The 22,835-nt window shown below is 38.7% G+C and carries 23 protein-coding genes and 1 pseudogene; 4 read left to right on the top strand and 20 right to left on the bottom strand.

From position 1 onward, the window contains the following. Positions 1-26: 26 nt before the first annotated feature. The 3 genes from glnA to miaA form a co-directional block, all read right to left on the bottom strand. Positions 27-1,367: a type I glutamate--ammonia ligase gene (gene glnA / locus F0161_RS05310; protein ID WP_137602457.1), complete on the bottom strand. Its 1,341-nt coding sequence runs from the start codon at positions 1,365-1,367 to the stop codon at positions 27-29. Between the two features lie 32 nt (positions 1,368-1,399). Continuing rightward, the gene (locus F0161_RS05305) at positions 1,400-1,798 is read right to left on the bottom strand and encodes a MerR family transcriptional regulator (RefSeq protein WP_150203932.1); all 399 of its coding nucleotides are present in this window, start codon (positions 1,796-1,798) and stop codon (positions 1,400-1,402) included. A 97-nt stretch (positions 1,799-1,895) separates the two neighbouring features. Further along, complete coding sequence (gene miaA / locus F0161_RS05300; RefSeq protein ID WP_137602459.1) at positions 1,896-2,816, bottom strand: tRNA (adenosine(37)-N6)-dimethylallyltransferase MiaA; 921 nt, start codon at positions 2,814-2,816, stop codon at positions 1,896-1,898. A gap of 84 nt (positions 2,817-2,900) precedes the next feature. On the opposite strand from miaA, the gene F0161_RS05295 reads away from it, so the two are divergent. Beyond that, entirely contained in the window at positions 2,901-3,077 is a 177-nt protein-coding gene (locus F0161_RS05295; protein ID WP_137602460.1) for a DUF3042 family protein, read from the top strand. Positions 3,078-3,137: 60 nt separating this feature from the next. Here the strand turns inward: F0161_RS05295 and F0161_RS05290 are convergent, their stop codons facing one another. The 7 genes from F0161_RS05290 to F0161_RS05260 all read right to left on the bottom strand — a co-directional run bounded on the left by F0161_RS05290 (position 3,138) and on the right by F0161_RS05260 (position 8,415). Further along, the gene (locus F0161_RS05290) at positions 3,138-3,548 is read right to left on the bottom strand and encodes a rhodanese-like domain-containing protein (RefSeq protein WP_137602461.1); all 411 of its coding nucleotides are present in this window, start codon (positions 3,546-3,548) and stop codon (positions 3,138-3,140) included. Positions 3,549-3,566: 18 nt separating this feature from the next. Further along, complete coding sequence (locus F0161_RS05285) at positions 3,567-4,529, bottom strand: ROK family glucokinase (RefSeq protein ID WP_150203931.1); 963 nt, start codon at positions 4,527-4,529, stop codon at positions 3,567-3,569. 22 nt (positions 4,530-4,551) lie between these two features. Then, positions 4,552-4,761 carry a YqgQ family protein gene (locus F0161_RS05280; protein ID WP_137602466.1) on the bottom strand — a complete coding sequence of 70 codons (210 nt, stop codon included), beginning with the start codon at positions 4,759-4,761 and terminating at the stop codon, positions 4,552-4,554. Between the two features lie 14 nt (positions 4,762-4,775). Then, complete coding sequence (locus F0161_RS05275) at positions 4,776-5,444, bottom strand: rhomboid family intramembrane serine protease (RefSeq protein ID WP_137602463.1); 669 nt, start codon at positions 5,442-5,444, stop codon at positions 4,776-4,778. A 9-nt stretch (positions 5,445-5,453) separates the two neighbouring features. Continuing rightward, positions 5,454-5,999: a 5-formyltetrahydrofolate cyclo-ligase gene (locus F0161_RS05270; RefSeq protein WP_150203930.1), complete on the bottom strand. Its 546-nt coding sequence runs from the start codon at positions 5,997-5,999 to the stop codon at positions 5,454-5,456. Between the two features lie 86 nt (positions 6,000-6,085). Next, positions 6,086-6,235 (bottom strand): 50S ribosomal protein L33, encoded by a 150-nt coding sequence (gene rpmG, locus F0161_RS05265; protein ID WP_057889501.1) that lies wholly within the window; start codon positions 6,233-6,235, stop codon positions 6,086-6,088. A gap of 98 nt (positions 6,236-6,333) precedes the next feature. Beyond that, positions 6,334-8,415, bottom strand: coding sequence for a peptidoglycan D,D-transpeptidase FtsI family protein (locus tag F0161_RS05260; protein ID WP_371858090.1), 2,082 nt, complete (start codon positions 8,413-8,415; stop codon positions 6,334-6,336). Between the two features lie 175 nt (positions 8,416-8,590). Between F0161_RS05260 and F0161_RS05255 the strand changes: the two genes are divergently transcribed. Next, on the top strand, positions 8,591-11,227 hold the full coding sequence (locus F0161_RS05255; RefSeq protein WP_225423222.1) for a YfhO family protein: 2,637 nt from the start codon (positions 8,591-8,593) through the stop codon (positions 11,225-11,227). Positions 11,228-11,315: 88 nt separating this feature from the next. Here the strand turns inward: F0161_RS05255 and ltrA are convergent. The 10 genes and pseudogenes from ltrA to F0161_RS05205 form a co-directional block, all read right to left on the bottom strand. Then, a pseudogene (gene ltrA / locus F0161_RS05250) lies at positions 11,316-12,700 on the bottom strand (group II intron reverse transcriptase/maturase). 487 nt (positions 12,701-13,187) lie between these two features. Next, complete coding sequence (locus tag F0161_RS05245; protein WP_137602657.1) at positions 13,188-13,496, bottom strand: HesB/YadR/YfhF family protein; 309 nt, start codon at positions 13,494-13,496, stop codon at positions 13,188-13,190. Between the two features lie 105 nt (positions 13,497-13,601). Next, a complete protein-coding gene (gene greA / locus F0161_RS05240) occupies positions 13,602-14,081 on the bottom strand; it encodes a transcription elongation factor GreA (protein ID WP_137602658.1) in 480 nt (159 codons plus the stop codon). 88 nt (positions 14,082-14,169) lie between these two features. Then, positions 14,170-14,808: a uridine kinase gene (udk, locus tag F0161_RS05235; RefSeq protein WP_137602659.1), complete on the bottom strand. Its 639-nt coding sequence runs from the start codon at positions 14,806-14,808 to the stop codon at positions 14,170-14,172. A gap of 14 nt (positions 14,809-14,822) precedes the next feature. Next, on the bottom strand, positions 14,823-15,914 hold the full coding sequence (gene mltG, locus F0161_RS05230) for an endolytic transglycosylase MltG (RefSeq protein WP_150203929.1): 1,092 nt from the start codon (positions 15,912-15,914) through the stop codon (positions 14,823-14,825). A 114-nt stretch (positions 15,915-16,028) separates the two neighbouring features. Next, on the bottom strand, positions 16,029-18,446 hold the full coding sequence (pheT, locus tag F0161_RS05225; protein WP_150203928.1) for a phenylalanine--tRNA ligase subunit beta: 2,418 nt from the start codon (positions 18,444-18,446) through the stop codon (positions 16,029-16,031). A gap of 9 nt (positions 18,447-18,455) precedes the next feature. Next, entirely contained in the window at positions 18,456-19,502 is a 1,047-nt protein-coding gene (gene pheS, locus F0161_RS05220; protein ID WP_150203927.1) for a phenylalanine--tRNA ligase subunit alpha, read from the bottom strand. 270 nt (positions 19,503-19,772) lie between these two features. Continuing rightward, positions 19,773-20,099 (bottom strand): winged helix-turn-helix transcriptional regulator, encoded by a 327-nt coding sequence (locus F0161_RS05215; protein ID WP_150204644.1) that lies wholly within the window; start codon positions 20,097-20,099, stop codon positions 19,773-19,775. A gap of 51 nt (positions 20,100-20,150) precedes the next feature. After that, positions 20,151-20,645 (bottom strand): HD domain-containing protein, encoded by a 495-nt coding sequence (locus F0161_RS05210; protein WP_150203926.1) that lies wholly within the window; start codon positions 20,643-20,645, stop codon positions 20,151-20,153. 72 nt (positions 20,646-20,717) lie between these two features. Further along, positions 20,718-21,485, bottom strand: a complete 768-nt coding sequence (locus tag F0161_RS05205) for a TrmH family RNA methyltransferase (protein WP_137602665.1) — start codon at positions 21,483-21,485, stop codon at positions 20,718-20,720. A 59-nt stretch (positions 21,486-21,544) separates the two neighbouring features. Here F0161_RS05205 and F0161_RS05200 point away from each other — a divergent pair, with 59 nt between their 5' ends. Further along, positions 21,545-21,697, top strand: a complete 153-nt coding sequence (locus F0161_RS05200) for an acylphosphatase (RefSeq protein WP_150203925.1) — start codon at positions 21,545-21,547, stop codon at positions 21,695-21,697. Positions 21,698-21,910: 213 nt separating this feature from the next. Beyond that, positions 21,911-22,825 carry a membrane protein insertase YidC gene (gene yidC, locus F0161_RS05195; protein ID WP_150203924.1) on the top strand — a complete coding sequence of 305 codons (915 nt, stop codon included), beginning with the start codon at positions 21,911-21,913 and terminating at the stop codon, positions 22,823-22,825. Positions 22,826-22,835 lie beyond the last annotated feature (10 nt).

Below are 22,835 nucleotides of genomic sequence, written 5' to 3'. Positions count from 1 at the left end.
AATCACCTTCAAATCGGAGACTATGATTAATATTTTTCCATATATTGTTCACGTTCCCAATCGGAAACTTCTTGACGATATGCATCGTATTCAAGATTCTTGGCTTCCACAAAACCATTGTAAAGATGTGGACCCATAGCATTCTTGATGACTTCATCGTCAGAAAGATACTTCAAGGCATTGTGAAGTGTACTTGGTAAACTATCGATATGATTGTCTTCACGTTCAGCTTCGCCCATGCGATAGATGTTACGGTCAACACTATCTTCTGGCGTAATATCATTTTTGATACCATCTAAGCCGGCTTCCAAAACTGCTGCAATAGCAAGATATGGGTTAGCTGCTGGATCAACAGAACGTAATTCTAATCGAGTTGAAACTCCACGTGAGTTTGGTACTCGGATTAGTGGAGAACGGTTAGAACCTGACCAAGCAACATAAACTGGTGCTTCAAATCCAGGAACTAAACGTTTGTATGAGTTAACAATTGGGTTGGTAACGGCTGTAAAGCTACGAGCATGTTTTAACAAACCGCCAAGGAAGTTATAAGCAGTCTTCGAAAGTTGAAGATCACCACTTTCATCAAAGAAGGCATTACCACTACCATTAAAGAGTGACATGTTGATGTGCATACCTGAACCATTAATTGATGGCAATGGTTTTGGCATAAAGGTTGCAAACAAACCATACTTACGAGCAACTGTCTTAACAACCAACTTAAATGTTTGGATGTTGTCGGCAGCTTCAAGTGCATTAGCATATTTGAAATCAACTTCATGTTGTCCAGGAGCAACTTCATGGTGAGCGGCTTCGATTTCAAAGCCCATGTTTTCTAATTCAAGAACGATATCGCGACGACAATTTTCACCTAAATCCATTGGTGCCATATCAAAATAGCTACCTTGGTCATTTAGCTTAGTAGTTGGCTTGCCATCTTCGTCCATCTTGAAGAGGAAGAATTCTGGTTCAGGTCCAATGTTAAAATCAGTGAATCCGGCTTTCTTCATGTCTTCTACGACACGAATCAAGTTATTACGAGGATCACCAGCGAATGGTTCACGATCAGCATTGTAAACTTCACAGATTACGCGTGCGACTTTACCATGTTCTGCGCCCCATGGAAAGACCATCCATGTTGACATATCAGGGTACAAGTACATGTCACTTTCTTCAATTCGAACGAAACCATCAATTGATGAACCATCGAACATGATTTTGTTATCAAGTAACTTCTCAAGTTGACTAGTTGGAACCTCAACGTTTTTGATTGTTCCGAATAAATCAGTAAACATTAAACGTAAGAAACGAACATTCTCGTCCTTAACTAATTGACGAACTTCATCGTCTGTAAACACGTGCTTTGCCATAAAATATCTCCTGTCCTTTCTTATACCCAACATTAAAATGGTTTCTGTAAGGGTGGTTGTGAATTTGAAGCCTGATTAATCTGACCAAAACCACTTTCCCGAAGAAGCTCATCGCGAAGAATTTTTCGAACGTCATCATCTGTTAACGACTTCGTCAATTGCTCTTTGATTTGCTGCTTCTCAAGTTGCTTTTGAGTGTAGATTTCTCGAATCCCAGCCATGTTGAGGCCTTCATCAATATAATCTTTAATCTCAAGTAACCGATCGATGTCATTAAGCGAGTACAAGCGACGATTTCCATCGCTTCTTTCAGGCTTAATTAACTCTTGGGATTCGTAGTACCGAATCTGTCGTGCAGTTAAACTTGTCAATTTCATCACTGTCCCGATTGGAAGAACCGCTAACGAGCGACGAAGTTCTTTTTCACTCACAATGTCCCCTCCTTCCCTTAATGTGTCTTAGAATACCAGTAGAAAAATAAAAAGTCAACAAGAGATGTTACATTTTCTAACATCTTTGTCGAATTATTTATTTTAACCATTTTAAAATGCTGTTATTAACCTGTTCTATCGTATTCTGCCCACTGACCAAATTAAACCAATTAACTGTCATTTTGTTCCGGAACCATGTCAGTTGTCGTTTAGCGTAATGTCTAGAATCTTTTTTGATATTTTCAACTGCCACTTCTAATGAAATCTGATTATCAAAATAATTGAATAATTCATGATAACCAATTCCTTTGGAAGCCGGTGAGTCTCGTCCACCTTGTTGATAGAGCCATTTTGCTTCATCCAACAAGCCTTGTGCAATCATTTGATCTACGCGTTGATTAATCCGCTGATACAATACGGACCGCTCTGTATCCAGTCCAATCAATTTGAAATTGTACTTCGGTCGACTGCTTTCTTGATCCGAAAAAAGTTGCCCAGTTTTTTGAATAACTTCCAATGCACGAATAACTCGCCGACTGTTAGTTTGTGGAATCTTCTTGGCAGCCGCTTCATCGAGTTCAAATAATTGCTGCCACAATGCCTCAGGTCCATCCGCTGCTAATTGATCATGAAATTGTTTTCGAATTTTATCTGACGTTTCGTCATAATCGTCATTACCGAGCGTTAAGTTATCAGTCAAAGCTTGCAAATAAAAGCCAGTGCCCCCGACAATGATTGGTAACTTGCCTCGTTGGTGAATATCTTCAATTAGCTGTTCTGCTAATTGTTTAAATTCTGCCACCGAAAACCGTTCATCAAAATCTTTGATATTAATTAAATGATGGACAATTCCGTCCATTTCAGCTGGCATTACTTTAGCAGTTCCAATATCCAGTTTCCGATAAACTTGCATCGAATCACCTGAAATGATTTCACCGTTTAATTGTTTCGCCATTTGAATTGATAATTTAGTTTTCCCAACTGCTGTCGGGCCAACAATTGCCACCACATTTATCATTATTTTCTCCTAAAATATACTCTTTACTGGTAATCTGTCTCATTTTTTTGCATAATGTAGATAATCAAACGAGGAGGCGTGATCATGAAATCATTTGCAAAAGGCGTTATCGTCGGAACTGCTGCCACACTTGGTGCCGTCGTTGGTGGCTTGTTTTCCTATCATCGGAAGGTTGTTAAACCAATTGAAGATCAAGAAATTAAGTTCGACGAGAATCGTAGAACAGCTAACCGTAAAAATCGGTCAGCACATAATTTATAAACAACAATTAAAAATAACGAACAGTTCATTAGTTAATGAATCGTTCGTTATTTTTTTGTGTTAATATTTCTTAGTTTTGGTTTTACCAGTCCAACGTGCATAACCGCTCTTTAAAATTGAAATGTCGCTGTATCCTTTTTTACCAAGTAATTTTGACGCCCGTGTGCTGAGCATCATTCCTTGATCATATAGATAAACCGGCAAATCACTACGAATTTCCACGTAGCGCTGCTTAAGCACTGTCAAAGGCACATTACGGGCACCCATAATATGACCACGATCAAAATCATTTTTTTCTCGTAAGTCAATTACTTGAGCTTTCCGCATCCCTTGCGTGAATTCTTCTTCGGTGATGATATTTGCATACTTTTTACGCATGGCATATTGATAGACACGGTAAATTACCCAAGCCGCGATTAATACAATAATCAAGATATTGAGCATATTCATGTTAGACAATCCGAGAGCCAATTCTTTTTCCTCCAAAAATTACATAAATTTCTTTGCTAATGAAGCGGCGCCAATCACGCCAGCATCATTACCTAATTCAGCTAGCTTAAGCTTAGTTGATTCACGGACGGTTGGGAACGCAAATTCTTGGAAACTATTCTTAACAAAGTCGAGTAAGAAATCACCAGCAGCTGAAACGCCGCCACCAATAACGATGAATTCTGGATCCAAAATATTAGCAACATTGGCAGATGCCATACCCAAATAATATCCAACTTTTTCAGCTACTTTAACAGCTAAATAGTCATCTTCTTTGGCTAAATCAAAAACAATCTTTGAAGTAATTTCTTCACCATCGTTAATCATAGCACTTAATTTGCTATTACCAACATATTGTTCAGCAAAATCTTGAGCTAATTGTACAATTCCAGTTGCGGAAGCATAACGTTCCAAACAGCCATGATTACCACAAGTACATAGATAACCACCTGGTTGTACATTCATATGTCCAAGTTCACCACCAGCACCCACGGCACCGTGAACCAGTTGATCATTGGCAATGACGCCACCACCAACACCAGTTCCTAAAGTAATAAAGACAACATCGGTACTGTTGTTACCAGCACCCTTCCAACGTTCACCTAAAGCGGCAACGTTAGCGTCATTATCAACAACAAATTTTAAACCAGTACCTTCTTCAATTAATTCTTGTACTGGTTGGCTTTCACGCCAATTTAAATTAAAGGCCCCTTTAACAGTCCCGTTAGCAAAATTAACAGTCCCAGGTGTCCCCATTCCGATACCGATGAATTGATCTTTAGTCATTCCATATATATCAATGTGATGGTTAATTGATTCAACGATATCTGGCACAATGTGTCTACCATCATCTAAAATATTAGTTCTTAGTGACCATTTTTGTTGAACTTCACCAGTGTCAGTCAAAATTGCAAACTTAATAGTAGTGCCACCTAAATCAACGCCGATTAACTTTTTGTTCATGTCTAAATCTCCCTAATGCCGTTTATTTATGCTTCTCGCTGTCTTCTTCAATTCGATGTTCATGCCGTAACACAATCTTAGCTCTTAAATATAAATCTTTTTCAACTACGCCAGATTTATAAAGATTATCCAATTCTAAGGCAATTAATTCAATGTCCCACATTCTCTTACCAACATAGACGTACACCCCGAACTGTTTGAGTAGTTGTTGAACGTCATACAACGTATTCATTTCACGATCCAAAACTAAAATCCTCGCATTCCGAGCTGAAGAAAGAAAACAATTGCTATACATAATATAATGCCACTAAGAAAGCGCTTTATCAAGTCATTTTTACCAAGATTTGGTGCTCCCACAACATAAGCAATTAAAAATCCACCTAAAAGCCCTCCAATATGGCCATAGATATCGACCCCGGACAAAAAGATATCAAAAACTAAGTTCATGACGATAAAAATCATAAATTGACGTGCCATTAAGCGAATATAAGGATTGTTCCTAAATGATTCACCTAACATCATAAAGGCCCCAAATAGGCCAAAAATAGCCGTACTAGCACCCGCAGAGATATTGGCTGGTAAAAAGACGAAACTGGCAATGTTTCCCACAATCCCAGAAACTAGGTAGACAATCGTATACCGCAAATGTCCAAATAAAGATTCAACCATTCGACCAAGGTAAAATACGGTCACCATATTAACCACTAAATGCATGAGGCCTATATGAATAAACATGGGAGTAAATAACCGCCACCATTCTCCTTGCTGAATGTATGGAGAATATTTTGCACCAAACTCTAGTAATATCTGTGTGTTAGTTGAACCACCTAAAATGGTCATGAGCAAGAAGACGACGATGTTAATTGCAACGATGGTATACGTCACAAATGGTTGATTTCTTAAGTCTCTAATCATTATGTCCTCCTAAGTTCTAAAAATTTTTTTGATTTTAATATCAAACAGATCAATTAATTCATGGATTTGATCATCTGAAATTTGTTGCACGTTTAAGCATAAAGAGATTGTATCATTTTCGAACTCTGCAAGATAGCGATCATAATATCCACCGCCAAATCCCAGGCGATAACCATTATTGGCAAACGCCACACCAGGAACAATCATCAAGTCAATCGTTGACTTTGAAATCACTTGACCGTCAACTGGTTCATCAATGTGAAATTTAGAAATAAATTGTAAGTCAGCAGTCAATTTAACAAATTCCATTTGTCGCTGTGGCAAAGTTCTTGGGATGCCAACAATCTTCCCCTCTTTTTGAGCTTGTTTAATAATTGGCGCTGTATCGACTTCCATTGGTGAACTCAGAGTTACCCCAATGGTTGCCGCATTTTGCCACTCAGAGCTGCGAAATAATTGTTGATATAATTTTTCTTGATTAACAGTTCTGTCCGGTGCGGTGAATTTCATCATTCGCCCGATATATTTTTCTCGTATCTCTGTTTTTGAAGCCATTTTCGCACCTCTTAATGTCAAAAATATTAAAAAAAAGAGCCGCGGCTTTAGCCGACGACTCGAAATTTTATCCCGAATAAATAATATTATTTTGTTTCGCGATGTAATGTAACTTTACGTTCCCGTGGGCAATATTTTTTAAATTCAACACGGTCGGGATTGTTACGACGATTCTTACTTGATAAGTAATTACGTTCGTGGCAATCAGTACATTCTAGTGTAATATGAACACGCATGTCGGAAACCTCCAAACTTTTTCTTTGATTAATTGGGTAAACCCTAACTATGATACTATACCATTTTAAAAAGGCTTTGACTAGTATTTCGTGATAATTTACTTGTAATCACTGTCAGATTGAACATCTTTCCAGTAAGCTTCGTAAATTTGTTTAGCCATTGTGGTATTAATTGATGCTCCAGAAGTTCCTAGTCCAGGGATGGCTAATGCCACGACTACCTGTGGATCATCATATGGTGCGTACGAGATTAAACTAAGTGTTTCGGTCTCAGCCGTGCCATAAAATGTTTCGGCAGTCCCTGTCTTAGCAGCAACCGATGGTGAAATACTTGAGAGCGCCCCACCAGTCTTATAAGTGTTCGTACCATGGACCACTTGGTACATTCCTTGTTTAACTACTTTCCATTCGGCAGCCGTCGCATTGATTGAGCCCAAAATAGTTGGTTGAGTTGTTGATTCAACCTTACCTAATGACCCATTTGACTTAGTACCACGAATTTGTTGGACGACGTATGGCTTCATCCGATAGCCACCATTGGCAATCGTTGAAGCATATTGTGCAATTTGCATAACCGTATAGGCATCGTAGTTACCATACGACAAATCCAATGCCTTCCCAATTTCAGCCTGGCTGGCAACCCCAGTATAACCGGCCGATTCACCTGGCAAATCAATCCCGGTCTTCACACCTAATCCGAATTGATTGAAGTAACCGCGCAATTTACTGAAGATACTTGTTGGCATATCCAATCCAGCACCAGAAGAATAAGTGAAACCTCCTTCTTTCATGGCAAGTTGCATCATGTAGGAGTTAGAAGAAACTTCAAGGGCGTCTGAGGCATCCAAGGTGATATTGGCTGAACCAGATTTATTAAACCAAGATGCCTTCGAGGCAGTCCCGGCTAACTTAATTGGCTGATCAGTCAAAGTATCATTGGTTGGTGAGATGACCCCATCCATCATGGCACCCAGTACAGTAGCTCCCTTAACAACGGACCCCATTGTAATTGGATGATTGATGGAACCAATTTGATCATCTGTGATTTTACCAGTATCAACATCTCGGTCGACCCCTGCCATAGCATAGATTGCCCCGGTATTTGGGTTCATAACAACCGCATAGGCACCGGTTGAATCACTAATGGCACCAGTTTGGTAAACAGTTTTAACAATGTCTTGAACTTCATTTTGGAACTTAGCATTGATAGTTAAGACTAAGTTATCACCTTTTTTACCAGAATATTTCTCTACAGCTTTGGTAATAGAACTTGTCCCCGAACCGCTGCTTGAAACTTCAGTTTGAGATTTAGAGCCAGCTAACGTAGCTTGATATTCAGATTCTAAATAACTTTGACCAACACTATCATTCCGAGAATAGCCTTCTGATAAGAGTGTATTGACCTTATCACTAGGCAATCCTGATTTTTGAGTCGAAACAGTCCCAGTCAATGATTGAATCGCATCCCCTTGAGGATAGTTACGCGTCCAACTAGTCCCGATGGCCACACCTGACATTTCACTCAAGTGTTCACCAACTTGGGCAATTTCAGTACTGGTTACTCCAGTTTCTTTGATGTAAGTCGTTGATAATGAGTAAGCACCAGACATGTCAGCATAAATCATGGCTCCATTTTTTTGCTTATTAGTTAATGTAAAATCATCTGGATGAGAGTACAAATACTTGAGGGCTTTAGTGTATAAAGCATCATCGCTTAAGCCAGACGTGCCTGACATTTTAGCAGTAATTTCCTTATATTTTTTCGTGTCAGCTAACAAGTAGTCAGCCTTGTTTCGTTTCGTTAATTTAGTTTTTGAAACTGAAACATACTTACTGAGAGTCTTAGCTGTTTTATAAATCTCAGTGGACGTGTCATCTTCACCTTTTGTGTAGGTGATGGCTTGATGGGCTTCATTTCCAACTAGTACCTTACCAGTTGAATCATAAATGGCCCCACGTTGCACGCTTCCTGTTTGGGTGGAAACTTCTGATCGATTAACCTCTGCTGTGTAGGTTGCACCATTTAGTACTTGCATATAAAATAGTCTGGCCGCCAAAATCAAAAGCAATATTCCCGCTGTCCACATTAAGAAATTCAGGCGGAACGGAATTTCAGATTGCGAAGAACGTCTTTTTTTAGTGTTGCCAAACATATTTCGGATTCTTTTTGAAAATTTCAACTTGTTTAATACTCCTTCAGACAGACATATTAATCTTATTTTAACAAATTATGCCGTTTGCGTGTCATTTTATTGAGCAACGTATGATATTCTATTCTATATTAACTTGTGCATATAAAACAGTGTTATTATGCAAAATTAATAATTCACAACAGATGAGATTGAGGAAATTATATTGAAATTAAGTATTCGCTTTACAAAACCAACTACTAAGCTATTATTAATCTTAAGTTTTTTATTTCCGTTCGCATTAATGACAGGTTATTTTATCTTTCGGGGAATGGCACCATTTGGTTCTAGCACGATTCTAACCGTCGATTTAGGTCAACAATATGTTGACTTCTTTTCTTACTATCGCTCAACCATTTTAAGCCATCCCTCGACATTTTTCTATTCATTCGCAAAGGACTTGGGTGGCGATACCCTTGGAATTTTTGCCTACTACCTGATGAGCCCATTAAACGTCATCATCTTGCTTTTTCCAGGTAAGCTACTCTCTAGCGGCATTTTAATTCTTACGTTACTGAAATACGGATTGTCCGGTTTAAGCTTTGCTTGGATGTTAATGAAGCTCAAGCTACAAACCAGCTGGCGAGTGATCGCCTTTGCCACATCGTACGCCTTGATGGGATGGATGATTGCCAACCAGCTAAACGTGATTTGGTTGGACGTACTAATTTTGCTACCATTAGTCATTTACGGCTTAATTAAATTATTGGATACTCAGAAACCATGGACCTTCATCATTTGGTTTACGGTCTTGCTGATTGATAACTATTATATGGCATGGATGGTGGCCATTTTTACGGTACTCTTCACGATTTTTCACTTATTTGAATCAAACCAACATTTGAAACAAAGTATCCGTAGTTTCGTTAGATATGCTGTCAGCGGCTTAACATCAGTCTTGGTTGCAGCTGCATTCTTAATACCAGTCGGTTTCTCTCTGTCGCAAAGTAAAGGGACCTACACCGAAACCGCGATTAAATGGAGCACTGAATACTTTCCATTTAACATGGTGGCCAAATTAATTCCCGGATCCTTTAACTTTGATCAAATGCCTGATGGTCAGCCAAATATTTTTATTGGTATGTTACTGACCATTGCCTTTTTACTCTTCATCTTTGACTCAAGATGGTCACGTAAAACTCGAATTGTGGCCGGATTAATCTCAATATTCTTTATTTGCTCGTTCTTCCTGCAACCATTAGATTTATTATGGCACGCAGGACAGTTTCCAGTTTGGTATCCCTACCGTTTTTCATTCCTATTTTCATTTTGGATGCTTTACTTAGCTGCTAAGCAATTAAATGAAGATTTTAAACCGTCACCATATGGTCTGATTATTGTCACAGTTTTCCTTGTTATCATCTATGCATTCTTATTCCATTACTTAGATAAAATCACATATATTAACAACGTTGAGCTATCATTTAGTGTCGCGATTAGTGCAATTTCATTAATTTGGATGATTGTCCCGAGTTCTCGCTCACCACTTTTACATGAACTATTATTTATGATGGTTGTCATCGGTGAATCAGCAACTAATGCGTTCACTTCACTGAATAATATTAGTTATGTCAGCCAATCGGAATTTGGTAATTACACTAAGCAGCTTGATAAAACCTCTTCAAAATTGAAATCAATTGATTCTGGCTTCTATCGAGTAGGTCAAACCTTCCTCAGAACCAAGGACGATCCGATGCAAGGTGATTATAACAGTGGTTCGCACTTTGGTTCTACATTGGAGCCATCAATTCCTGCATTTATGGGCTCGATTGGTCAACTTGACGGTGATGGCTTTGTCACGTATACTAATGGGACTCAAGTTACAGATTCATTATTGTCGATGCAGTACTTTATGACCTCAAAGACAGTCACTAATCTGTCAGGGAAGACTAAAACTGTCAGTTCATTACCTGAGGTCTCTAACAAACCCGACTTAAATCGACAAAAAGAAATTTCCAGTGATACTCTAACCAAAACTTATAAAAATAAATCTGCGCTATCGATTGCCTTTGGTGCTTCAAAAGCAATTAAGAGCTTAGTGTTGAAGACTAAAGATCCAATCATGTATCAATCTGAACTCTATAAAGTTTTGTCTGGAGATAAGTCGGCCACTTTATTATTTGATGTTCAGAACTTTGATAATGTGACGTTCGTCAATTTACCAACCGTTACTCAAATTACTGGTTCCATGCTGACTCGCAAACAAGTCCTTGAACCGGCTGAAGTGAAATTAAAATTCACGCCCAAAACAAACGATTCGTACTACCTAACGCTAGGTTCCGCTCTTGACTCCGACTCAGCAACCTTTTATTTGAATGGGAAGGAATTGAAACAGTATCCCACCTATCGGCACACCATCGTGATTAACGTTGCATCTCAACAAAAAGATAAACCAATCACGTTTACGATTAAGCTGGCTAAACAAAGTATCTGGTTACAAAACGTCAGTTTATATCGCCTGAATCAAACTTACTTCAAGCAATTGAATCAATCAATCAAATCACAAGATTTAAAGATTACGAGTCATTCCAACACCAAGATTACGGGAAATATCGACATCAAGAAAAAGAATCAAGTTTTGATGACCACGATTCCGTATTCAAAGGGCTGGCATATCAAAATTGATGGTAAAAAAGTTAAAACCACCAAAGTTATCAAAACATTTATGGCCGCTGACATCACAAAAGGTCACCATAAAGTTGTATTCTACTACCGCTCTCCTTATTTGATGACTGGCATCGTAATCAGTACGATTACTATTATCAGTCTTGCCGGAGTAGTAATTTATAAGAAACGAAAGTAACCCAATCGAGTAGGAGGCAGTTGATTAGTTCAGCTACCGACCTCTCACACCACCGTACGTACGGTTCCGTATACGGCGGTTCAGTAATTTAAGCATTTTGAATAGACTGGAATACCTTGGAGAGATTCATCAATCCAAGTTGTTCCAGTTTTTCGTTTGTTAACGTATAAAGTAGTGTTTTGCTATGTTCTGTGCGCCAGTAACCCTTGCGGGTATAAGCAACTAGCCGAGCATCATTCTGATTCAAACCTAGTCGTTTCAGGTTAGTGATCTTCGTTTTGATTTTCTTCCATGATTTCCAGATGTATTGTCGAACTCTAGACCGTAGCCACTGATCTATTCGTTTCAAGAAGTTTGTCATCTTACCAGATGAGTAGTATTGAATCCATCCGCGCATTTTTCGTGTGATTTCCATAAACATTTGTTCAAGTGAAATTCCGCGATTGCGTTTCGTAATTCGTTTGAGTTCCTGTTTGACCCGTATTTGGGATTGTTTTGACGGCCTTGAGAAAGCACCACCCCTACCAACTCCCAGTGAGAATCCCAGAAATTTCAATCTCAATGGTGACCCGACTTTACTTTTGTCACGATTGACGGTTACTTTAAGATCCTTTTCCAGAAATCTACTAATACTCTCAAGTACCCGGTGACCTGCTCGTTTACTCTTAACGTAAATATTGCAGTCATCCGCATATCGGACAAAGTGGAGACCTCGTTCCGTTAATACTTTATCCAGCTCATTGAGATAGATATTCGCCGATAGGGTGACAGTGGTCCGCCTTGCGGGGTTCCCACGACACTCGCTTCGAAGGTTGAACCAGTCATAACACCACTAGTCAAAAACTTTCGAATTAGCTTAATCAACCAAGGATCATCAATATATTGTTCGATATACTTGATCAGTAAATCATGATTGACTGTATCGAAGTATGCCTTTAAATCAAGATCAACCACGACGTGGTAACCCTCGTTATACAGCGATACCACTCGTTTAATTGCATCTTGCGCACTTCGATTAGGTCGAAAACCAAAACTATTATTTGAGAAAACTTGTTCAAAAATCGGAGACATCACTTGTGCGATTGCTTGTTGTATCATTCGGTCAATTACCGTTGGCACGCCTAATTTTCGCACGCCACCATTTGGTTTGGGTATTTCTACCCGTTTAACCGCCTTCGGCCGGTACGTCCCATCATTCAACTGATGAATAAGTTCAGTTTTATGAACTCTCAAATAACCTAACAGATCATCGATGGTCATTCCGTCGATGCCTGCGACACCTTTATTACGCACAACCCGTTGATAGGCCAGATTCAAGTTATCTCGATCCAACACGCGTTGTTCAAACTTAATGCCACTCATCATCGTTGTTTCATTAGAATTCATCCTACGCGCCCCAGTTTGTTCTTGGTCTTCCAGACCTACCATCCACTGGTGGTCAGCTTTGTTTTCTGTTTTCTGCGATCGTCGCATAAATTCCACCTCCATAATCAATGTGAGTTATTACTGTTCAGCCCTTCGTGACGAAGTCACTACTATGGCCTCGGCTGACTCCTGATAAACTCAGTATTCCATCACTGAAACAGTTGTCCTGTAGAACTTGATTGCTCTTCTTGTCGGGACTTGTCTATCAGGCCTCCCCGGGTAAGAACGTCAACTTTCATACCATGTCACCATTAGCTTTACCATCGTGATTTTGAGTAGTATCGGACTTCGATTTGTTGGGCAATCTTATCCAATCAGTTCTGGCCTTATAGCTACTTCTTGTTCATTGGTGCGGTATTTTGCTCCTCAGACTTCCTTCAGATTCCACTTCACAGTGGACACCCTTGTCCTTGGCTAGTGGTTCCGACTACTACGGCCCACAGTGGACTTTCACCACCTAGTTGGCGCCCATGCCGGGCGCACCCCAAAAAAGAATGAAGCGCAGCTTAATGCGTTTCATTCTTTTTGATTTAAACTATTTTAATTCTCCATTTTCTTTGTAATCATACTTAGGACCGTCAGTTTTATCATCGTAATCGACAGTTAAGTCATAGCCCTTAAAGAACCATTCATCTAGACGATCGACAAAGTAATGCACGCCATCAAATTCTGTCTTTGAACTTGGATGAAGTGGCCGGTCATCACGGACCATGCCTAATGAAAAACCATCATGAACCGGTGTTTTACCGTAGACCTTGCCAAAAAAACGAACTCCTTCACCGGACTTAACGCCCATTTCATCGTGGAACCAATTGCTTGCTTCTTTCGTCACTGTAATTTGCATATGTTCTCTCTCCTTCTGTAATCGTTTTCATAGAATATATATATTCTAGCACAGAATGCAAAAAAAGAAGTACTAATCGGTTTGATTAGACTTCTTTTTTGTAAGTTATTCTTCAACTTTAGTGATTTTAACGTGCATATCACCAGAAGGAATCTTAATAGTCACTTCTTCATCAACTTTGTGGCCTAATAATGCAGCCGCAATTGGAGATTCATTAGAAATTTTACCTGACATTGGATCGGCTTCTGTTGCACCGACAATAGTGTATGCTTCTTCTTCTTCGTCTGGTAATTCTTTGAAGGTAACGGTCCGACCAACTGAGACAACATCTTTATCAATTGAATCGTTATCGATAATTTCTAAGTTTAATAACATATGTTCAATGCTACTAATCCGTCCTTCAATAAATGCTTGTTCATCTTTAGCTGATTCATATTCAGAGTTTTCTGATAAATCACCAAAGCTACGCGCAATCTTAATTCTTTCAATTACTTCCGGTCTAGTGACCATTTTTAGTGTTTCTAATTCTTCTTCTAAATTTTTCTTTCCTTCTAATGTCATAGGAAAGGTTTTTTCTTCTGCCATTTCGCACCTCTATACATCATAATTAATTAACAAGCCATACAATACCACGTGGGCATAACGTTGTAAACAAGGAGATGTAATTTTCTCATTATTTTCCATGTTTCGTTAAAATATCATTAACTTTTGTACTCAATAAATCGATTGCGACTTTATTTTCTCCGCCTTCTGGCACAATAATGTCTGCATAACGTTTTGATGGCTCAACAAATTGATGATACATTGGTTTCACGGTTTTTAAGTACTGTGTAATGATTGAATCCAGTGAACGTCCACGTTCTTCCATATCACGTTTAATTCGACGAATGATTCTAATATCATCATCCGTATCAACAAAAACCTTAATATCCATTAAATCACGCAATCTCGCGTCATCCAGAATCATGATACCTTCAAGAATAATAACATCTTTGGCTTCTGTCCGAATCGTTTCTTTGGAACGATTAAATTCTGCATAATTATAAACTGGCATTTCAATCGTTTCAAAGTTACGCAATTTGGTTAAATCGGCAATTAAACGCTCTGTGTCAAAGGCCAATGGATGGTCATAATTAACTTGTTTACGTTCTTCCATCGTCATATCTGATTGATCATTGTAGTATGTGTCTTGTTGTAACATCATAATTGACTTACCAGCCATTTGCTCATAAATCGCCTGACTTACAGAAGTTTTACCACTTCCAGAGCCGCCAGTAACGCCAATAATGATTGGTTGTTTTCTCTTTGTCAAAATTACACTCCAGGTTATTTATTATAGTCAGCCAGCTTGTCAGTTAACTTCTGATGTTGGGCATAGGTTTTAGCATAGTAAACCTTCCCCGTCTTCATGTTCGCAATAAAATACAAATAATTTTTACTACGGTCTGAAGGATTTAGCACTGCCAAAATTGATTGTAAGCTAGGACTATTGAATGGTCCAGGTCCATAACCATTTTCGACATACAAATTGTATGGTGAATCAACTTTCAAATCAGCATAAGTTAGATTTTTTTTGTGAGTATTTAACGCATACATGACAGAAATATCCGATTGCAAGGGCATGTCCTTGTCGATTCGATTGAAGAACACTCCGGCAATCTTTTTGCGATCGGTGTTAGTAACCCCTTCACGCTCAACTAATGAAGCTAAGGTCATGACTTCTTGGACAGAATACCCCTTACTCTTGATTGTGGCAAAGTAAGGACTCAACTGCGTGTTGGTCGTGGCTACCATTTGTGTAACTAAAGCTTTTAGGCTTGTCACATTCTTAGTGTCATAAGTTGCTGGGAATAGATATCCTTCCAACTTGTAACGCACATCAGTTGCTGACATTGCAGAACCCAATAAATCAGGATATTCCTTGGCTAATTCGTCTAAGAAAGATTGGTCTTGAATCAACGCCATAAATTCTTTTGAAGAATATTTAGTCGATTTTTGAACTGCGGTCGCGATTTGATCCGCGGTCGCCCCTTCTTGAACAACTAACTTGCCAACCCCAGAAACAGGAGTTGCACTTCCACCTTTTTCAAGGTTCTTGGCAATTGTTTTCACATTCATTGATTTATTCAATGAGTAGTAGCCAGCTTTAAAACCGGTTTTGACATTACTTTTAGCATAGTATTTAAAAACAATTGAGCTTTTAATTAAATTCTTTTTTTGTAAAGTTTTAATAATCTGGTCATTAGAAGATCCAGACTTGATATAAACTTCCACTGATTTCGAGTTTTTCGAATCAACGGCCTTCATTGAATCACTAATATAAAATTTAGCTCCACCAATAACGACGACAATTAAGACGACCAGTGCGATAATCCATCCGTACTTTTTACTCTTCTTTTTTTCTTTAAACCGACTCACTTAACTCCACCCCACCAATTAGTTTTGAATTAAAATATTATCTCAAATTTGATTGCACGCCCCATTATAAAATAAAAAAGACTGATTCACAATTTGTAAACCAATCTTTAATAATTAACGCACCGTAATATCGAATTCTTCGATTAATTTTGCGGTCACTCTATCAAATGCTTGATTAACTTTGTCTTCAACTAAAGTTTCATTTTTGTCTTGATACGTTAATGAATAGGCAAGTGATTTTTTACCTTCTGGGACATGGGTACCTTGATAAACATCAAATAGAGTCACGTCAGTTAAGAAAGCCCCACCCTTGTCTTGAATCAACGACACAATTTCTTGATTGGTAATGTAGTCGTTGACTAACATCGCAATATCACGAGTAATTGATGGGTATTTACTAATTTCTTGATAATGACGCGCAATCTTATCATTAGCGATAATTGGTTCTAGGTTTAATTCAAACACATAACTTTCAGGAATCTTATATTCTTTGGCCGTGTTAGGATGAATTTCTCCAACGTAACCGATAATTTGATCATCTAATAAAATATCTGCTGTCCGTCCAGGATGCATTTCTTTGCGAGCCGTATTAGCCACAAAAGTGACATTGCCAGTTAGCGCCATATTTTGTAAGAATTGTTCAACGATACCTTTAATCTGGTAAAAATCAACTGCCTCGGTCTTATTATGCCAAGTATCAGTTAACAATTTACCCGTCACAACACCGGCAATATGTTCTTCTTCAGTTGGACGTTGATCAGCTGCAACTGGTACAAATGTTCGACCTTGTTCGTACAATGCAATGTTTTCTTGTGAACGAGCAACGTTATACGCCACATCAATTAGTAATCCACTAATTAAGTTCATCCGAGTAGCTACGTGATCTTGACTCATTGGATAATCCAAGACCATCGGCGTGCCACCATTCGTAATTTGGAATTGCTGTGCCTTCTCAATTGTTGTCAATGAGTAACTGATGGCTTGGTTTAAGCCTAAACCTTCCAAGACATGACGTGATGAACGAATTAATTTTTGTTCCGCATCCAATCCACCCACATTGTTAGTTTGAGCAGGTAAAGTAGATGGAATATTATCATAACCAAAGATTCGAGCAATTTCTTCTAACAAATCGGCCTCAATGTTTACATCCCAACGACGAGTTGGTACGTCAACGGTGAAGGTATCTCCGTTAAATTCACTGACAAAGGCTAATCGGTTGAAGATGTCGGTTACGTCTTGAGCCACTAATGAAGTCCCCAACACATGATTAATCCGAGCCAGAGTCACTTTGACAATCACTGGTTTAGGTTTCGTTTCTGAACCGGTCACAATACCAGTGGTTACTGTCCCATGAGCTAATTCGGCAATCATTTGGGCAGCTTCATCAACTGCAGTTTCAACTGTTGCTGGATCAATGCCTCGTTCAAACCGGGTAGATGATTCACTGTGTAAGTCTAAGCGGCGGGCTTGTTTACGAACCAAGATTGAATCAAAAATAGCAGATTCCAAAGTCACCGCAGTGGTGTCATCAGAAATGGCGGTTTCTAACCCACCCATTGTTCCTGCCAAGGCAACAGGCTTATCACCTGCAGTTACCACGATATCTTCCGCAATCAACTCACGGGTATCTTTATCTAACGTAACAAATTCTTCGCCCTGATGAGCATGACGGACACTAATATCATGACTAGGTAATTTATTGTAATCAAAGCTGTGCAATGGTTGACCATATTTAATTAAAATATAGTTGGTAACGTCAACCACATTATTAATTGGACGGATCCCAGCATTCCATAATTTAATTTGAAGCCATAATGGGCTGTCAGCAATTTGAACATCTTTAATTACTCGTAATTTGTACGTTGGAGCAATTTCTGGATTTGGAATGGCAGCACTAATTAAATCTGATGTTTGTTCATCACTATTTTCAACTACTTTTTTCTCAGTAAAATGTGGTTTTAAATCATAAAAAGCCGCAATATCATTCACGTTACCGCGCATGCTGAACATATCACCACGATTAGGTGTGATATCAGTATCGATAATTACATCATCCATACCTAAATATGGAAAAATAGATTCCCCTGGTTTAGCTTCTTCAGGTAGGAACCAAATACCTTCGTCATAAGCTTTGGGTGCAACTTTTTCGGTAAAACCAATTTCTTGAAGTGCACAAATCATCCCTTCAGAAAGTTCACCACGCATTTTGCTGCGCTTAATTTTAATATTATTGCCAATCCGTGCGCCTGGTAAAGCTACAATCACATTATGATTGGCAGCAATATTAGGTGCGCCACATACGATTTGAACATCTTCAGCTTCACCAATATTAACTTGGCAAATTGCTAAATGATCTGAATCTGGATGTGGCTTAAGGCTAGTTACATAACCAACAACGAGCTTGGTTAAACCATCACTGGGTGAATAGACATCATTAATATCAACCGATGTCCGTGCTAATTTTTCTGCTAAATCTTTGGGTTTTACGTCAATATCCAAATATTCTTGAAGCCATTTATAAGAAACTTTCATTTGTTTTAATTATCCCTTCTGATCAAATTGCGTTAAGAAACGTACATCATTTTGGTAGAAATCACGGATATCATTCACACCATATTTGAGCATTGCAAAACGATCTGGTCCAAGACCAAATGCAAATCCACCATATTCCTCTGGATCCACACCGGCCATTTTAAGTACATTAGGATGAGTCATACCGGCACCTAGCACTTCAATCCATCCAGTATATTTGCAGACAGCACAACCTTTACCATGGCAATTAAAGCAAGTAATATCTGCTTCAACTGATGGTTCCGTAAATGGGAAGTAACTAGGACGCAAACGAACTTCTAATTCATCGCCGAATAAATCTTGCGCCACGACTTCTAGGGTTCCTTTTAAATCAGCCATCGTAATGTGCTTCCCGATAACCAAGCCCTCCACTTGATGGAATTGGTGACTATGGGTGGCATCATCGGTATCACGACGATAAACTTTCCCAGGGGAAACCATTTTAAGTGGTCCCTTGCTAAAGTCATGTGTTTCCAACGTCCGCGCTTGCATAGGTGAAGTTTGAGTTCTCATCAAAATTTCTGGGGTCACATAGAAAGTGTCCTGCATATCACGAGCTGGATGGTCCTTAGGTAAATTTAGCATTTCGAAGTTATAACGATCTTCTTCAACTTCACCGCCTTCAGCAACGACATATCCCATCCCAATAAATAGATCGACTAATTCATCAATAATTTGTTGAATCACATGCGGTTGACCTTGAGCAACACTGTTACCCGGTAAAGTTACATCAATCGCTTCTTTTTTTAATTGGTCATTTAACTTTGCATTTTCAAGTTTGGCTCTTTGTTCATCAATTGCATTGGTTAATTGATCACGAACTTCATTAGCAAATTGACCAACTTTGGGACGTTCTTCAGCACTCAAATCACGCATACCACGTAACACTTCAGTGATTGGGCCTTTTTTACCTAACATTTTTACTCGTACATCATTAATCGATTCGAGGTTAACACTTTCTTCGACTTGCTTCAGTCCTTGTTGCAGTAAATCATTTAACTTATCTTGTAATCCCATTTGAACTCTCCTTTTTCAAAATAAAAAAACTCCGCCCCTGAAAAGGGACGAAGTATCGCGGTACCACCCTAGTTTATAGCAACATGCTATACACTTAGAAATCGGTAACGGTGATTAACCGGAGTACGATTAAGTATCAACTACGGAAGTGAAATTCGGAAATGATTCAGGTTCTTACTTTCAGTCTTGATAAGAACTTCCTAACCAAATACATTTGCTACTAACTTCCATCAACGTTTTTAATACGTGTGACATTAAAACAATAATTAACTAATCAATCCATTCGTCGCCCCAGTTATGAACAGCTTCCATAACGGGTTTGAGAGCTAGACCTTTGTCGGTCAATGAATAGTCAACTTTTGAGACTGAACCGGGATGCGTGTTTCGCGTAACGATTCCTTCACTCTCAAGTTCACGCAATCGTTCAACTAAAACACGATCACTACATTTACCGATTCCGGCAACGAAATCTTTAAATCTCAAGACGTTTTCTTTCAAAAGTAGCTCGACAATTAAACCATTCCATTTTTTACCAAGAATGACAAATGTTTCTTCAAACTTAGGACAAAGTGCTAATTTTTCTGTTGTATCAATCATTACTTGATCCACGTTAACCCCTCCAATCATTTAACTTATTCAACTATTATATTATAAAGTAGTCCGAACTTTCAACCATAATTCTACACGAGCACGCATTGGTGCAAAGAATTCACGTTCAGCTTCGTAATCATCCACTAATGAAACCAGCAAACTTTCACGATATTTTGGTAAGGCTAAGGTTGCGCCAAACATATGCTTCAAGATGATATCCTTTTCCATGTCATTCAAAGGTGTGAGCTTTTCAGCGTTACGTAAAGCCACCCGGGGATGAATAAAAGCATGAGAACCTAAATCAAATTTAGTGGTTCTCCAGTCGTAGTAAAAAAGATCGTGAAGTAAACCTGCACGAGCAACGCTACGATAATTTAAATGTAACTTTTTCGCAATCCGATAACTATCAAATGAAACTGATAGAGAATGTTGCAACCGGTCTGAGTTGTGATGATGGGTATAAGTAGCTAATTTTTGAACCTCATCAGTGTCGATTAAATCGCTAATCAATTCTACATATTCACTATCATGTTGCCATGCATTTTTCTTCATTTAGTTCTCCTTTTTATTAACTCAAAGGTATGATACATGCTTACTAAATAAAAGTAAACTATAACGCTCAAATTATTTCTTTAATTCAAACATTAGTATCCCGGCTGAAACAGCGACATTCAACGATTCTGCTTTCCCAGCAATTGGAATATACAGGTTCTTGGAAGTCCGTTCTAAGACTGCCGGTTGAACGCCATTGCCTTCATTACCCATAATTAATGCGAAACTATCACTTTTTTCAATTTCACGATAATCCACTGCATCTTTGTTTAATTCAGTTCCGTAAACCGGAATTCCTTCAGCATGTAGCATATCAATCCAATCCAAAGTTGAACCTTGCTTAACGTCAATATGGAATTGACTACCTTGCATTGCACGAACTACTTTTGGTGAAAAAATGTCAGCCGTTTTGTTACCAGCAACAACACCAGTGAAGCCGGCAGCATCTGCGGTCCGAATCATGGTACCTATGTTACCTGGATCTTGAACTTCATCCATTAATAACCAGGTGCCAGACAATTCATTTGGTACTTCGGTATATGCAACAGGAATCCCAACTTCAGCAGCAATTCCTTGTGGTGTCACTGTATCAGTGATATGTTGCATAACTTCAAACGTGACGATATAGATTTCGTCGATGTCTTTAAAATCTTGATTATGCAAATCAAACTGTTCTTGTGTCACCATAATTGCTTTAATTGGTGCATCATAATTAAGTGCTTCTTGTACTAAGTGCCAACCATCTAAAAGATAGCTGCCTTCGCGAGTTCTTTGCTTCTTTGTGGCGAGCTTTGTCCAGTTTTTTACTTTTTGGTTTTGTGTCGATGATATGTTTTCCAAATTTATTCACTCCAATTGTGCTATTATACCATGACAAGGGTCATAACGGAGGTCTTAACATGGAATCTATTAAAATAACTGTGACGGGACGAGTTCAACGTGTCGGTTTCCGCTGGTCAGTCGTGTCACTGGCTCAACGGTTGAATATTAAAGGTTTTGTTAAAAATTTACCTAATGGGGATGTATATATAGAAGCAGAAGGTCCAACCTGAATGATTGCAGAATTCACCAAAAGAGTACAAAACGGCCCTACTCCACTGGCTTCAGTCGAATATGTTGATGTGGTCAATCAGCCCCTTCAATCATTTATCGACTTTCAAATCAGATAAAGTTTGAAAAAGTTAGTGGCGTTGAGGACTTGTTCCGTGGTATATTATCCTATGTTTGTGAAACTAATATGAAGAAAAAGGAATTGATTTATTAAAATGAGAAATAAAAAAATATCGCTAATTGCGATAATATCGGTCCTAGCACTTACTTTAAGCGGTTGTGTTCGCCAAGACAAGAATGGTAATCCTTATGGGATGACTTACGAATATCTCGCCAAGCCTACACAACACTTAATGGAATGGATTGCTAATTTCTTTGGTGGCCCTTATTCATACGGTTGGGCAATTATTATCATTACATTCGTCGTTCGAATGATTTTGCTACCAATTATGATTAGCCAAATGCGTAAATCAACCATTCAACAAGAAAAAATGGGTATGGTTGGACCTGAAATGCGCGATATCCAAGAACGTCAAAAGACTGCGACAACACCTGAAGAAAAAGCCGCTATCAGTCAAGAAATGATGGCTCTTTATAAAGATAATGGTATTAGCATGACCGGTGGAATTGGATGCTTACCACTATTGATTCAAATGCCCGTCTTTGCCGCCTTATACGCAGCCATTCGTTATTCTCACTTATCTAACGCGATGTTCTACGGCATTAAACTTGGTTCTCCAAGTATTATCCTAGCTATTCTTTCATTTGTGGCTTACCTAATCCAAGGCTATCTATCAACACTTGGAATTCCTGAAGCCCAAAAGAAGCAAATGCGCATGATGATGTTCGTCAGCCCAATTATGCTTGGATATATGGCCATGATTTCATCTGCCGGATTAGGACTTTACTTCTTTATCGGTGGTATCTTTGCCATCATTCAAACAATCATTATCAACCTTTATCGTCCTAAGATTAAACGTGATATTGAAGCTGAATTAAAGAAAAATCCCCCAGAGAAGAAAAAAGTGGTAAAACCAATTATTGAATCACCAACCAAAATTGCTCCAAAAAATAATCAACCAGCTAAGAAACAAAACCGGAATGCTGGTAAACAGCAACATCATAAATAAATTGGTATTT

This window comes from Paucilactobacillus nenjiangensis, from assembly GCF_008632615.1.
GTDB lineage: Bacteria > Bacillota > Bacilli > Lactobacillales > Lactobacillaceae > Paucilactobacillus > Paucilactobacillus nenjiangensis.
Note: the sequence above shows the minus strand (reverse complement) of the source record. Positions and strands in the feature narration are given on the sequence as shown.

What these genes read in the sequence shown, in the direction of transcription:
- glnA (WP_137602457.1), bottom strand. Translation starts at nt 1,367, where the DNA reads ATGGCAAAGCACGTGTTTACAGACGATGAAGTTCGTCAATTAGTTAAG.
- miaA (WP_137602459.1), bottom strand. Translation starts at nt 2,816, where the DNA reads ATGATAAATGTGGTGGCAATTGTTGGCCCGACAGCAGTTGGGAAAACT.
- F0161_RS05295 (WP_137602460.1), top strand. Translation starts at nt 2,901, where the DNA reads ATGAAATCATTTGCAAAAGGCGTTATCGTCGGAACTGCTGCCACACTT.
- F0161_RS05285 (WP_150203931.1), bottom strand. Translation starts at nt 4,529, where the DNA reads ATGAACAAAAAGTTAATCGGCGTTGATTTAGGTGGCACTACTATTAAG.
- F0161_RS05280 (WP_137602466.1), bottom strand. Translation starts at nt 4,761, where the DNA reads ATGAATACGTTGTATGACGTTCAACAACTACTCAAACAGTTCGGGGTG.
- F0161_RS05275 (WP_137602463.1), bottom strand. Translation starts at nt 5,444, where the DNA reads ATGATTAGAGACTTAAGAAATCAACCATTTGTGACGTATACCATCGTT.
- F0161_RS05270 (WP_150203930.1), bottom strand. Translation starts at nt 5,999, where the DNA reads ATGGCTTCAAAAACAGAGATACGAGAAAAATATATCGGGCGAATGATG.
- rpmG (WP_057889501.1), bottom strand. Translation starts at nt 6,235, where the DNA reads ATGCGTGTTCATATTACACTAGAATGTACTGATTGCCACGAACGTAAT.
- F0161_RS05245 (WP_137602657.1), bottom strand. Translation starts at nt 13,496, where the DNA reads ATGCAAATTACAGTGACGAAAGAAGCAAGCAATTGGTTCCACGATGAA.
- greA (WP_137602658.1), bottom strand. Translation starts at nt 14,081, where the DNA reads ATGGCAGAAGAAAAAACCTTTCCTATGACATTAGAAGGAAAGAAAAAT.
- pheT (WP_150203928.1), bottom strand. Translation starts at nt 18,446, where the DNA reads ATGAAAGTTTCTTATAAATGGCTTCAAGAATATTTGGATATTGACGTA.
- pheS (WP_150203927.1), bottom strand. Translation starts at nt 19,502, where the DNA reads ATGGGATTACAAGATAAGTTAAATGATTTACTGCAACAAGGACTGAAG.
- F0161_RS05215 (WP_150204644.1), bottom strand. Translation starts at nt 20,099, where the DNA reads ATGATTGATACAACAGAAAAATTAGCACTTTGTCCTAAGTTTGAAGAA.
- F0161_RS05210 (WP_150203926.1), bottom strand. Translation starts at nt 20,645, where the DNA reads ATGAAGAAAAATGCATGGCAACATGATAGTGAATATGTAGAATTGATT.
- F0161_RS05200 (WP_150203925.1), top strand. Translation starts at nt 21,545, where the DNA reads ATGGAATCTATTAAAATAACTGTGACGGGACGAGTTCAACGTGTCGGT.
- yidC (WP_150203924.1), top strand. Translation starts at nt 21,911, where the DNA reads ATGAGAAATAAAAAAATATCGCTAATTGCGATAATATCGGTCCTAGCA.